The organism is Eggerthella sp. AM16-19, from assembly GCF_003474385.1.
GTDB lineage: Bacteria > Actinomycetota > Coriobacteriia > Coriobacteriales > Eggerthellaceae > Senegalimassilia.
The window spans coordinates 1-11,681 of the sequence record NZ_QUCY01000024.1 but is presented as its reverse complement, the minus strand read 5'-3'; the positions used below and the strand labels follow the sequence as shown (position 1 = coordinate 11,681).

At 64.9% G+C, this 11,681-nt stretch carries 11 protein-coding genes; 9 read left to right on the top strand and 2 right to left on the bottom strand.

The genetic code is table 11. The annotated features are described in order from the left end of the window. Positions 1–2: 2 nt before the first annotated feature. On the bottom strand, positions 3–776 hold the full coding sequence (gene sufC, locus DW178_RS09145) for a Fe-S cluster assembly ATPase SufC (RefSeq protein WP_042436489.1): 774 nt from the start codon (positions 774–776) through the stop codon (positions 3–5). Positions 777–1,153: 377 nt separating this feature from the next. Between sufC and DW178_RS09140 the strand changes: the two genes are divergently transcribed. The 7 genes from DW178_RS09140 (at position 1,154) to DW178_RS09110 (ending at position 7,026) form a co-directional block, all read left to right on the top strand. Beyond that, the gene (locus DW178_RS09140) at positions 1,154–1,588 is read left to right on the top strand and encodes an RrF2 family transcriptional regulator (RefSeq protein WP_118350785.1); all 435 of its coding nucleotides are present in this window, start codon (positions 1,154–1,156) and stop codon (positions 1,586–1,588) included. Positions 1,589–2,284: 696 nt separating this feature from the next. Continuing rightward, on the top strand, positions 2,285–3,406 hold the full coding sequence (locus tag DW178_RS09135) for a hypothetical protein (protein WP_147363856.1): 1,122 nt from the start codon (positions 2,285–2,287) through the stop codon (positions 3,404–3,406). A 209-nt stretch (positions 3,407–3,615) separates the two neighbouring features. Then, a complete protein-coding gene (locus tag DW178_RS09130; RefSeq protein ID WP_286168629.1) occupies positions 3,616–4,482 on the top strand; it encodes a tRNA threonylcarbamoyladenosine dehydratase in 867 nt (288 codons plus the stop codon). Between the two features lie 19 nt (positions 4,483–4,501). Next, positions 4,502–4,804: a putative quinol monooxygenase gene (locus DW178_RS09125; protein WP_118350781.1), complete on the top strand. Its 303-nt coding sequence runs from the start codon at positions 4,502–4,504 to the stop codon at positions 4,802–4,804. Beyond that, positions 4,801–5,577 carry a TatD family hydrolase gene (locus DW178_RS09120; protein ID WP_118350779.1) on the top strand — a complete coding sequence of 259 codons (777 nt, stop codon included), beginning with the start codon at positions 4,801–4,803 and terminating at the stop codon, positions 5,575–5,577. The genes DW178_RS09125 and DW178_RS09120 overlap by 4 nt, the downstream gene beginning before the upstream one ends. Before the next feature lie 124 nt (positions 5,578–5,701). Further along, positions 5,702–6,532: a TrmH family RNA methyltransferase gene (locus DW178_RS09115; protein ID WP_118350776.1), complete on the top strand. Its 831-nt coding sequence runs from the start codon at positions 5,702–5,704 to the stop codon at positions 6,530–6,532. A 290-nt stretch (positions 6,533–6,822) separates the two neighbouring features. After that, complete coding sequence (locus DW178_RS09110) at positions 6,823–7,026, top strand: cold-shock protein (protein ID WP_042436473.1); 204 nt, start codon at positions 6,823–6,825, stop codon at positions 7,024–7,026. A 276-nt stretch (positions 7,027–7,302) separates the two neighbouring features. Here DW178_RS09110 and DW178_RS09105 read toward each other — a convergent pair whose 3' ends face one another. Further along, positions 7,303–8,520 carry an MFS transporter gene (locus DW178_RS09105; RefSeq protein ID WP_199669283.1) on the bottom strand — a complete coding sequence of 406 codons (1,218 nt, stop codon included), beginning with the start codon at positions 8,518–8,520 and terminating at the stop codon, positions 7,303–7,305. A gap of 243 nt (positions 8,521–8,763) precedes the next feature. Here DW178_RS09105 and DW178_RS09100 point away from each other — a divergent pair, with 243 nt between their 5' ends. Further along, positions 8,764–9,987, top strand: a complete 1,224-nt coding sequence (locus DW178_RS09100) for a hydantoinase/carbamoylase family amidase (protein ID WP_118350772.1) — start codon at positions 8,764–8,766, stop codon at positions 9,985–9,987. After that, positions 9,984–11,258 (top strand): dihydroorotase, encoded by a 1,275-nt coding sequence (locus tag DW178_RS09095; RefSeq protein ID WP_199669282.1) that lies wholly within the window; start codon positions 9,984–9,986, stop codon positions 11,256–11,258. Before DW178_RS09100 ends, DW178_RS09095 begins: the two co-directional genes overlap by 4 nt. The last annotated feature ends 423 nt before the right edge of the window (positions 11,259–11,681 follow it).

Below are 11,681 nucleotides of genomic sequence, written 5' to 3'. Positions count from 1 at the left end.
CCTTATTCGGCGGCTGCGGCCGCGGCCTGCTCGAACTGCTCGAAGCCGTTCTCGTCGATGTCGGCGATCATGGACGCGTCGCCCTCGGCCGTCATGCGGCCCTTGACCAGGACATGAACGCGGTTGACGTCCACATGCTCTAGGATGCGGGTGTTGTGCGTGATGATGACGAGCGTGCCGTTGCAGCGCTTGCGATAGACCTCCATGCCGCGCGAGACGACGGACAGCGCGTCCACGTCCAGGCCGGAGTCGGTCTCGTCCAGGAAGGCAAGTTTTGGCTCGAGCAGCAGCAGCTGCAGCATCTCGAGCTTCTTCTTCTCGCCGCCGGAAAAGCCCACGCCCAGCTCGCGGTCCAGGTAGGCCGGGTCCATGTTCAGCTCCTCGGCAAGTTCCTTGACGTGCTTGCGGAACTGCTTGCCCTTCATGTCGCCCACCCCCGGGCGGCCTGCGGAAATGGCGCGCAGGAAGCTGCTGACGGGCACGCCGGGGATCTCCACCGGCGCCTGGAAGCTCAGGAAAAGACCCGCGTGCGAGCGTTTATCGGTGGACAAATCTGTGATATCCTGTCCGTTGAACGTGATTTTGCCGCCGGTCACCGTGTATTCGGGATCGCCCATGACCACGTGGCCCAGCGTCGATTTGCCGGCGCCGTTCGGGCCCATCAGCACGTGGGTCTCTCCAGCGCCCACGGTCAGGTCGACGTCGTGAAGAATGACCTTCTCATCCACGGCGGCCGAAAGGCCTGCCACGTTGAGGAGGATGTTCTCGTCTGCCATCTTCTTCCCCTTCTCAATTCTTATAAATAAGACTTTGCTTATTCATATACGTTTGATAGGATTAAGATAACGTGACACGCGGATTTGTCAAGCGAAATGCTTGCTGCAAAGGATCAATCCGCGGAATGAGCGTGAACGCGCATGCTTTACGTCTAGTGTAACCTATATATTCCGAGGGCGACACCGGACGATGTGCGCAGCCGACGGGCGACCGGGGGTCGTTATGGCGGCGAGCGGGGTAGGCGCCGGCGCGGCGTGCAGCGTTGGGCTGCGCGCGCGTTCGGCGTGGCGTTGGGAAGCCGGCATGCGGTGCGCGAGGTTCGCGGCGAGCGTTTCGGTGGTTTTGCGAAGGCAGTTGGAATCGATAAGGGGGAATCGTGCTTATCTCATCGAAGGGACGATATGCATTGCGCTTGGCGGTGTGCATCGCGCAGGCGGGGCCCGAGGCGAAGGTGTCGCTTCGCGAAGTGGCCGAACACGAGGAGCTGTCCCTGAAGTATCTCGAGCAGATCGCGCGCCCCATGGTATCGGCGGGCCTGTTGGCAAGCGTGCGCGGCAAGGGCGGCGGATACCGTCTGGCGCGCGACCCGCAAGATATCCTGGCGGGCGACGTGCTGCGCGCGGTCGAGGGCACCACGGTGCCGGTGACCTGCGCGGCGCTCGACGGCCCCGAGCCGTGCCATCGCGCCGGCGTGTGCACCACGGTGCGCTTCTGGGCTGGGCTTGACGAGGTCATCGAGAAATACGTGGACGGCGTGACCGTCGGCGACCTGGCCGACGCGCCCCAACCCCACATCGAAATCGCGGAGTAAGGGGCGGCAGGGCGACTGGGCGCTTCGCTGGTGAAATCGGCGAGCCGCTTTGCCCTCCGGAGCTTTTGGAGCAGGGCTTTTCGCGAGATCCTGTCGGTTTGGTTTCGCTGGATGGCGCTCGGTCGCGTGAGGGCGGCGGAATGCCGCGCTGGATTTCGCGATTGCAAACGGCTTGAAGCGAGGCCGGCACTCCCCCGGGGTGCCGGCCTCGCTTGGTTTTGCGCGGATTCGGCGCTTGTTGTTTGACGGGTCGGTATCGCTTCGGTGAATGTTCGCTGAAAGGGTATCGGGGTGGTGACGAAGCGCGTAGCCTTCAGCGTAATACAAGGTTCGGGCGCGATGATTGCCAGACGCGCTCAGGTAAACGCGAGCATGAGGAGGTTGCTCATGGCGCATATGCAGGAAAACCCGCAAACCGCGGGCAAAGATACGAGGATGCCGGCAGGGGGCGAAACGCGGCAAATGCCCCTTCGCGCTGACAGGCCCGCGCAGGCAGCTCAAGCGCCGTATCCGCTTCAGGGTCGCCCGGCGCCGACGCAGCGGGTGGCGGTGCCGTTCGCCGTGCCCAGCAGGAACGGCGGGAGCGGCGCGCCTGGCGTGCCTGTCGTGAACGGCGCAAATGCCGCGTTTTCGGCGTCCGGCGCGGGTGGTATGCCCGGCGCGAACGGTGCGTTTGCGGCAGGGGGCGCGAATGGCATGCCCGGCGCGAACGGCGCTGCGGCTGCGGAAGCCGCTGAAGCGGAGGAGGCGTCCAAGCGCAAGGGCCTAGGCGGGCTGCTCGAGGGGTTGTCCGTGCCGCAGGTGGCCGCCGGCGCGTTGGCGGCGGTGACGTCGATGTTGCTGTCGTCGAAGATCGGCATCGCCGGCTCGGTCATCGGCGTGGCGGTCGGCTCGGTGGTGTCCACGGTCGCTTCGCAGGTGTACAAGCAGTTCTTGCAGGCTTCCGCCGACAAGCTGCGCGAGTTGAGCCCGCTCGATGAGGCGGCCGCTTCCGCAGCTGCGGGCGAAACCCGCGTGATGCCGACGGCCGGCGAAGGCTCCTCCGCAACCCGCGTGATGGGCGCGATGCCCGCGCCAGGTGCCGCGGCGGCGCCTGGCGACTTGGCTGCAGACGGCGACCCGGCCGCTTCCGCAACCCCTACCCGCAGCGTGCGCGATCTGCGAGAAAGCGGCGAGACGGGCGTGCTGCGCGGCCGTGCCGAGCATTTGCGCCGCCAGCGCATGCAGCGCGGAGTGATCGCGGTGTCGGTGGTGTCGGCCCTGGCCGCGGTGGCCATTTCCGCGGGCATCATCAACCTGGTGACGGCGGGCGAAGGCGTGGGCACCAAGACCGAGCCGCTGTTCACCGGCACCTCGACGTCGCAAACCGACGACGGTTCCACGACGAAGGGCAAGCAGAGTGGCAAATCCCAGCAGTCGGCAACGCAGGATCAGCAAGGCGCCGCCACGAAGGATTCCGCCGCACCGGTGCATCAGGACGGCACCGCGTCGTCGGATAGCTCGGCTTCCGGCTCCGGCAGCACCAGCGGGTCGTCGACCAGCGGCACGGAGTCGGGCAGCGCGAGCGGCGCCGGCAGCTCGACGGGTTCCACCACCGGCGGTTCCGGCAACGGTTCCGGCAGCACGTCCGGTTCGCAAACCGGCGGCTCCGGCAGCGGTAGCGCAAGCGACTCCAGCAGCTCGTCGAGCGGCTCCTCGACCAGCGGCTCCGCGGGGACGGGAAGCTCCTCGTCGAACAGCGGTTCAACGGGTTCCACGGGCGGTTCTTCGTCCGGTTCCTCGGCCAGCGGCTCCACAAGCTCCACCACGGCTTCGTAGCGGGCAAGCGGGGTGGGCGCAACAATCGCGCCCGCCCCGCTTTTGCGTTAGCTCGACTTGCGGGTTTGCACGAACATCAGGCTTTTGCGCTCGCGCTTCCCCTTCTTCCGTGATGATGTTGGCCGCTGAAGGGCTGCGCGGGTTCGTGATGCTAGGATGAACGCGAAACACGAAACCGCCGCTTTTGCGGCGCGCGCGAAAGGGGCGGCATGGCCGAGAACGAGAACAGCGAGAATGCGACTATTGCGGACAAGGCGACCTCGAGCGGAGCGGCGGTCGCCGGTGCCCCGGCACCTACGCCGCGTACGCGGGAGGAGATCGCTGAGTCGCTGCGCGTCCGCACGCGCCGCGGCACGCCCACCGAGAAGCTTGAGGTCATCATGACCAGCGCCGGCCTTGACCGCGTGGAGGCGGCCACCGTCATGGTCATCGGTCTGGGCGGCGTGGGTTCGAACTGCGTGGAGGCGCTGGCGCGCGGCGGCGTGGGGCACCTGATCGTCCTCGATCACGACATCGTCGGGCTGTCCAACATCAACCGCCAGGCCATCGCGTTCCACAGCACGCTCGGGCGCAAAAAGCACGAGGTGGTGCGCGACATGGTGCACGACATCAACCCCGACTGCGAGGTGGAGGCGCTCGACATGTTCCTGCGCGCCGACGACGTGGCGCCGCTGCTCGACCGCTACCTGGGGAAAGTTGACATGCTCATCGACGCCATCGACTCCGTTTCCGCAAAACTGGCCATCGCCGAGTACGCCGACCGCACGGGGATGCCGCTTATCTCCAGCATGGGCGGCGCCAACAAGCTGCACCCCGAGTGCCTGCGCTTCGCCGACGTCTCCGAAACGCGCAACGACCCGCTTGCGCGCGTCATGCGCAAGGAGTGCCGCAAGCGCGGCATCCGCCGCCTGCGCGTGCTGTACTCGTGCGAGGAGCCGGTGAAGCGCCCCGCCGTGGAGGGCGCAGAGCGCCGCGAGCGCACCAACCTGGGCACGGCGTCGTTCATGCCGCCGATTTTCGGTCAGATGCTGGCAGGCAAGGTGCTCTGCGAGATAGCCCAAGTGCCGGAAGCGTAAGGGCTATGGGGAGGCTTTCATGAACGACGAGGTATTCTTTCAGGTTCGCTATACGGTAACGGTGGGCGAACGCGATGACCTTCTGCGCGATTTGGCTCAGCTGCGCATGGCGGAATCGAGTCGCGCGGAGCAAGGTTGTTTGCAGTATGAGTACTTGCTGCCAGTCGATGCGCCCGATCAGGTGCTTTTGTTGGAGCGTTGGTCGAGCAGCGAGGCGCAGCAAGCGCATACGGGCACGGCGCATTTTGCGAAGCTCGCTGACGTGAAGCAGCGCTATGGCTTGTCCACCAAGGTGGTGTGCCTGGTTGTCGGGGGCGCATGAGCATGGACGAGCCCGCTTATTTCGACACGCATTGTCACCTGGGGTTTTGCGAAGATGCGGCACAGGCGGCGCGGGCTCTTGCGGCCGCTGGCGTGGGTGCGTTTTCAAATACGGTGACGCCGGCGGAGTTCGCCGAGCAGCGGGTTGCGCTTGCCGGCGCGGGCAACGTGCGCACGGGTGCGGGCCTGCATCCCTGGTGGGTTGGCGAATACGACGTCGCTGCTAATTGGGATCGCTTGTACGGTCTTGTTGCGCGTACCCGGTTCGTTGGCGAAGTGGGATTGGACTTTTCGCCGCGTCATGCCGATACGCGCAAGGCGCAGCTTGATGCGCTGGCGTGTGTCGCTCATGCGTGCGCTCGAACGGGCGACAAGGTGCTGTCCGTGCATGCGGTTCGCGCGGTCGATGACGTGCTCGACGTGCTTGAACGTGCGAGTGCGCTTGGCGCCATGGTGGGCAACGCCTGCATCATCCATTGGTTTTCCGGCACGTCCGACCAGCTCACGCGTGCGCGGCGGGCGGGCTGCTACTTCAGCGTGAACCCGCGCATGTTGGGATCGAAGCGCGGACGAGCCTACGCACAGGCGATTCCCGTTGACCGGTTGCTGCTTGAGACCGATGAGCCGGCGTCCGCGGGCGCACCGTGGAGCGCCGCCCGAGTGCGCAAACTGCTCGAGGAAACGTTGACCCAGCTTGCGGTCTTGCGAGGCGACGACCCCGCCGAACTGCGCGAGCGAATCGCGCAAACCAGCCGAACTCTGCTGCAACAATAGGCTCGCCGCAGCGCCAGCCCCGATCCGCGTGGGCCTCACGACTTGCCGATCCGTTCGACCGATCGACCCTTGCGGGCGATACGATGGCCTTGCCGCAAACGCCTGGCAAAGAAAGGACGACTTCATGCCGTACGAGCATCTGACCAGCGTAAACGATGCGCGCTTGGCGCCGTATGCGCGTGTGCGCGATGCCGACCTGGCTGCTTGGCCCGACGCGTCCGCCGGTTTGTTCATGGCGGAGTCGCGCGCGGTCATCGCGGCAGCCATCGAGGCAGGCGTCCGCCCGCGCTCCTTTCTGGTAAGCGAGTCTTGGGCCGATGACGCCGCGCCGCTTGCTCGCAAGCTGTTCGCGCAACACCCCGACTGCCCGGCGCTGCGCGTTCCCGACTCCCTGTTCTCCCAGGTCACCGGCTACAAGATCGTGCGCGGCCCCGTGGCCGCGTTCGAGCGCCCCGCGCTGCCCGATCCCGCGCAGCTGCTTGCCAGCGCCCGTCGCATCGCCGTGCTCGAGGATGTGGGCAACTATGCCAACATCGGCAGCGCGTTCCGCGCGGCGCACGCGTTCGGCATCGATGCCGTGCTGGTCACGCCCTCATGCCACGACCCGCTGTTCCGCCGCGCCAGCCGTACGAGCCAGGGCACGGTGCTGCAGGTGCCGTGGACTCGCATCGGCACGCAGCGCCAATGGGCCGCCGAGGGCGTCCCGCTGCTGCATGCGGCCGGGTTCAAGGTGGCGGCGCTCGCACTCGAGGACCGCTCGCTTGCGCTGGGCGACCCACGGCTTGCCGAGTGCGAGCGCTTAGCTATGGTGCTCGGCACTGAGGGGGCGGGCCTGTTCCCCTCGACCATCGCCGCCTGCGACTATACGGTGAAGATCCCCATGGCTCATGGCGTGGACAGCCTCAACGTCGCCGCCGCCAGCGCCGTAGCGTTTTGGGAACTGCGCGCGAGGTAGTGCCATCAGTGCCGTAGCCTTCTGGGGGCTTCGCCCGAGATAGCGCCGGCGGCGGGTTGCTTGGGCTGCTGCGCGTCAGCGGACAGCTCGCCTCTCCTGCCTGGCAGCCGATCGCGGCCGCATTGACAACCTAACGTTAAATCTTCCCGCCCTGCCAGATTCCCGGACGTTTTCCTTGGCTGTTAGCGTATGATGGAACGCGTGCTCTCGAGGTGAGGGCGAGTGTTGCCGCCATGCAACGCGCAGTGTTACCCCCGTGCGATAGCGCGGGAGAGAAAAGAGGATTTAAAATGGCGGAAGGTACTGTTAAGTGGTTTAACCCCGAGAAGGGTTACGGCTTCATCTCTCAGAACGACGGCGAGGACCTGTTCGTGCACTTCTCTGAGATCAAGATGGACGGCTTCAAGACCCTCGACGAGGGCCAGGCTGTTTCCTTCGATGTGACCACTGGTCAGAACGGCAAGCTCCAGGCAAGCAACGTGGTTCGTCTGTAACCCACCGCTTTCTTAAACAGGTAGCTGAAAGCCCCTGCGTGTGCTGCGCAGGGGCTTTTTTGCTGCTTGAGCCCGCATATAGCGCTGGGAACGGTGGTTGCGCAGCAGCAGCGGAAAACCCTGGCAGAAACAAAAAGGCGTCGCCCCCTTGCAGGGACGACGCCTTTGCAAACTTGCAAGCGCGGTCGAACTGGCATAGCGCGTTCGGCGCTTGCGACCTGGGCTATCACCGGCCCTTGCAGGCCTGGGTTGCGTCCAGTGCGCTTGCGCAGCCCGTTACTCCAGGTCGGAGCCCTTCTTCTCAGGCAGGAAGAACATGGCGATGAACGCAACCACGTAGATGCAGGCCACGCAGCCGATGGCGAAGCCGAAGCCGTGGCCGGCGGCGATAATCGGGATGACAACCGGGGCCGACGCGCCGCCGATGAAGCGGCCGGCGTTGTACAGCGCGGTCTGCGCCGTGCCGCGCACCTCGGTGGGGAACAGCTCGGCGATCAGCGTGCCGTAGCCGCCGATCATGCCGTTGGCGAACATGCCCATGAAGAAGCCGCCGAACAGCAGCGCCGTGGGGTCGGTCAGGTGGCTGTAGATGACGATCATGACGGCGGCGCCGATCTGGAAGGTCCAGAACGCGGGGCGACGGCCGGCCTTGTCGGCCAGCCAGCCGAATACCGAGATGCCGATCATCATGCCGATGACGGTGACGGCGGTCCACATGCCGGTGGAGGTCAGGCTCAGGCCAAGCTCGCCGTTGAGGTACTTCGGCAGCCAGGTCATGATGCCGAAGTAGCCGGCGTTCTGCACGGTGCACAGGATGATGATGACCACGGAGTACTTGATGCGCGTGGGCGAGTTGAACAGGCTGGCCAGGTTGCCGTGCTTTTTGCCGGAGGCCTTGTGCTCCTCGAAGATGGGCGGCTCGGGCACGAACGCGCGGATGATGATGGCGATGATGGCGGGAACGACGCCGACCGCGAACAGGCCGCGCCAGCCGAACGCGGCGATGATGGGCGCGGAGGCAAGCGAGGCGACCAGCACGCCTACCTGGAAGCCCAGGCCGACGGCGGAAGTTGCCTTCGCGCGATTAGCGGGGCTGGAAACCTCGGAGGCGATGGCCATGCCCAGGCCGAACTCGGCGCCGATGCCCAGGCCCGCCAGGAAGCGGAACAGCGCCATCAGCTCGAAGTTGGGGGCAAAGGCCGAGCACAGGGTGAACACGCCGAAGAAGATGACCGAGTAGGTGAGCACCCTGATGCGGCCGAGCTTGTCGGCCAGCGTGCCGAAGACCAGGCCGCCTAGGAAGGCGCCCGCCAGCGTGATGGACGTGAGCGAGCCGGCGGTGGCGTTGTCAACGCCGAAGGTGGCGATGATGCCGGAGAGCGCGAAGCTCAAGATCATGAGGTCTAGGCCGTCGAGCGCGTGGCCGATGGCCGCGGAGAACACGGCTTTGCCGGCGTAGTGCTTCATCTCGGAAGCTTTTTCTTTGTGTGGCATAGTAATTTCCATCCCATTCTGCAAGTGGTCAAACTTTCAATGAAAATACTCTCATACCGATTATTTGCAAGGGTTTGTTGCAGAATTTACGAGCCCGAAATACAACGGCCGGGAAAGCGCCGGCTACGAGGGCCCATCGCGTCGCGCAAACCGCGCTTTCTGCCTGTGAAGTGCGGTTTCGGTGGTGGTCGCGGACTGGTGCAGCGCGTTGGACTACTATGCCGATATGCGAAAGGAGAAGCTATGCGGCACGCTATCGAAGACGTTGAGTATGCAGAATACCTTTTCGACCGGTTCTACGGCATCGGCAGCTGCGAGTCGGGCGGCGTGACCCGGCTCGGCTACACCGAGGTCGAGGACGAGATGCACCGGGCCTTGTGCACGCTCGGCGAGGAGAAGGGCTACGGTCACTTCGCCGACCAGGTGGGAAACACCTACCTGTACCGTCCGCAGTACAGCATGGACGAGCCCTTCTGGCTGGTCGGCTCGCACTTGGATTCGGTGATCGAAGGCGGGCGCTACGACGGCGTCGCGGGAATCATCGCTGGGCTGCTGGTGATGGGCTGGGCCGAACGTGACGGCGTTGACCTGCCCATCCGCGTGGGCGCCATGCGCTGCGAGGAGTCCAGCAATTTCGGCAGGAGCACCATCGGCAGCGGCCTTATCACCAGGGAGATCTACAAGCACGACGTGGGCGAGGCCGTGAACAAGCAGGGCGAAACGCTGCACGAGGTGTTCGACCGCAAGGGCTACAGCCTGACGCCCGAGCGTATCCAGGGCATCCGCGAGTACCTTGAGCTGCACATCGAGCAAGGCAAGGTCCTGGAGGAATACGGCGACGCCGTGGGCATCGTGAGCACCATCGCCGGCCCGCGCCGCTTCAAGGTGCACGTGCACGGCAACGCGGAGCATTCGGGTGCCACGCCCATGGGCATGCGCTCCGATGCGCTCGCGGCGGCGGCCGAGATCATCTTGGAAGTCGAGGAGATCGGCAAGTCCGAGGCCATGCACCAGTCCGTGGCCACGGTGGGCGTCGTAACGAACCACCCCAACACGCTCAACGTCATCCCCGGCGAGGTGGAGCTGGGCATCGACATGCGCGGCATCGACGTGGCCAGCCTCGACCGCATGGAGGCGCGCCTGAAGGCTGCGTGCACGCGCATCTGCGAGAAGCGCCGCCTCAAGTACTTCCGCGAGAAAACCTCCGACATCCCGCCGATCGAGATGTCGTCCGAGACGCAGCAGAAGTTGCTCGACGCGGCGAAACGCCTGCGCATCCCGCATCGTCTGATGATCAGCGGCGCAGGTCACGACGCCATGTCGTTTGCGCATATCTGCGACACGGGCATGGTGTTCATCCCGTGCGCGAAGGGCATCAGCCACAACAAGAAGGAGTTCGCCACCATCGAATCGATTCTCGACGGCGCGATGGTGATGTACGAGCATTTGAAGGAAGAGGCGCTATGATCCTGGTGAAAGACGGCCGCGTCATCGACCCTGCGCGCGGCATCGACGATGTGCTCGACTTGGTGATAGACGGCGGCAAGATAGCGAAGATCGGCAAGTACCAGCGCTCGGAGGACTATGAGCGCATCATCGAGGCGAAGGGCTGCGTGGTGGCTCCGGGCCTGGTGGACGTGCACGTGCACTTCCGCGATCCGGGCTTCACGTACAAGGAGGACATCGAAAGCGGCGCCGCGTCGGCCGCTGCCGGCGGGTTCACCAGCGTGGTGTGCATGGCGAACACGAAGCCGCCCGTGGACAACGCGGAGACGCTCGGCTACGTGCTCGAGCGCGGGGCGCGCTGCGGCATCAACGTGCTGACATGCGCGACCATCAGCCGCGGCATGCAGGGGCGCGAGCTGGTGGACATGGAGGAGCTTGCCGCCCACGGGGCCGCGGGCTTCACCGACGACGGCATCCCGCTGATGGACGAGGCCCTGGTCAAGAGCGCGATGGAGCGTGCGACGAAGCTCGACCTGCCGCTTTCGTTCCATGAGGAGGACCGCGCGTTCATCGAGTCGCCGGGCGTGAACCAGGGTGCCGTGTCGAAGACGCTGGGGCTGGGCGGCGCGCCCGCGCTGGCCGAGGACGTGCTGGTGGCGCGCGACTGCATGCTGGCGCTGCACACGGGCGCGCGGGTGAACATCCAGCACATCAGCTCGGCGAACTCGGTGCAGCTGGTGCGCCTGGCGAAGGAGATGGGCGCGCACGTGACGGCCGAGGCCACGCCGCATCATTTCTCGCTGACCGAGGACGCCGTGCTGGAGAAGGGCACGATGGCGAAGATGAACCCGCCGCTGCGAACGCAGGCGGACCGTTACGCCATCATCGAGGGCTTGAAGGACGGAGCGATCGACATCATCGCCACCGACCATGCACCGCATTCCGCCGAGGAGAAGGCCAAGCCGTTCGCCGAGGCGCCCAGCGGCATCATCGGGCTGGAGACCGCCCTTGCCCTGGGCATCACGAATCTTGTGCGCAAGGGGCACCTGACGCTCATGCAGCTGATCGAGAAGATGAGTCTGAACCCGGCGAAACTCTATAAGTTGGACAAGGGTGCGATTACGGAAGGCGCCGACGCTGACCTGGTGATCTTCAACGAAGGCGAACGCTGGCACGTGGGATCGAAGTTCGTCTCGAAGGCGGCGAACACCCCGTTTGCGGGGGAGGACCTTTACGGGAAGGTGAAGTACACCATCTGCGCCGGCAACGTGGTATACGAGGACGGCGAGTAAGGGCGTCCCGGGTCGGGGTAGAGGTTGCTTGCTGTAGGGTTTCCCCCGGCAGCGCTGTGTGGCGCTGCCGGGGGATTGTTGTTGGGGGAGGGCATATGTTGTTGCATGCGCGGGACGGCCTTGATTCCTGCGACGGCTATTCGCCGCGCGTAACCTTCCATTAGCTGTCAGCTATGGTTTTGACCTGGGCATTCGCATAAAATAAAGAAAGCCCCGAATGGGGCTTTCGGCAAGTCAGATTGCCACCTACGTGGCGTCCCGAAGGACATTTTTGGCTAGGCCGTATTTTGACTCGCAGTGTCGCCCTGACTGGTAATGGGAGACATCGCGACTTTAACATAAGGCGAAGGGGTTGGTAAAGCATGAATCTCAGGAACGACGGCGTAAAGTTGATGGGGGTTCAGATTCTCCTATCCAGGTTCG

Bases quoted from the DNA above. Each gene is read 5' to 3' on its own strand.
- DW178_RS09125 (WP_118350781.1), top strand. From the start codon at position 4,502: ATGAACGACGAGGTATTCTTTCAGGTTCGCTATACGGTAACGGTGGGC.
- DW178_RS09115 (WP_118350776.1), top strand. From the start codon at position 5,702: ATGCCGTACGAGCATCTGACCAGCGTAAACGATGCGCGCTTGGCGCCG.
- DW178_RS09120 (WP_118350779.1), top strand. From the start codon at position 4,801: ATGAGCATGGACGAGCCCGCTTATTTCGACACGCATTGTCACCTGGGG.
- sufC (WP_042436489.1), bottom strand. From the start codon at position 776: ATGGCAGACGAGAACATCCTCCTCAACGTGGCAGGCCTTTCGGCCGCC.
- DW178_RS09135 (WP_147363856.1), top strand. From the start codon at position 2,285: ATGCCCGGCGCGAACGGCGCTGCGGCTGCGGAAGCCGCTGAAGCGGAG.
- DW178_RS09105 (WP_199669283.1), bottom strand. From the start codon at position 8,520: ATGCCACACAAAGAAAAAGCTTCCGAGATGAAGCACTACGCCGGCAAA.
- DW178_RS09130 (WP_286168629.1), top strand. From the start codon at position 3,616: ATGGCCGAGAACGAGAACAGCGAGAATGCGACTATTGCGGACAAGGCG.
- DW178_RS09110 (WP_042436473.1), top strand. From the start codon at position 6,823: ATGGCGGAAGGTACTGTTAAGTGGTTTAACCCCGAGAAGGGTTACGGC.
- DW178_RS09100 (WP_118350772.1), top strand. From the start codon at position 8,764: ATGCGGCACGCTATCGAAGACGTTGAGTATGCAGAATACCTTTTCGAC.
- DW178_RS09095 (WP_199669282.1), top strand. From the start codon at position 9,984: ATGATCCTGGTGAAAGACGGCCGCGTCATCGACCCTGCGCGCGGCATC.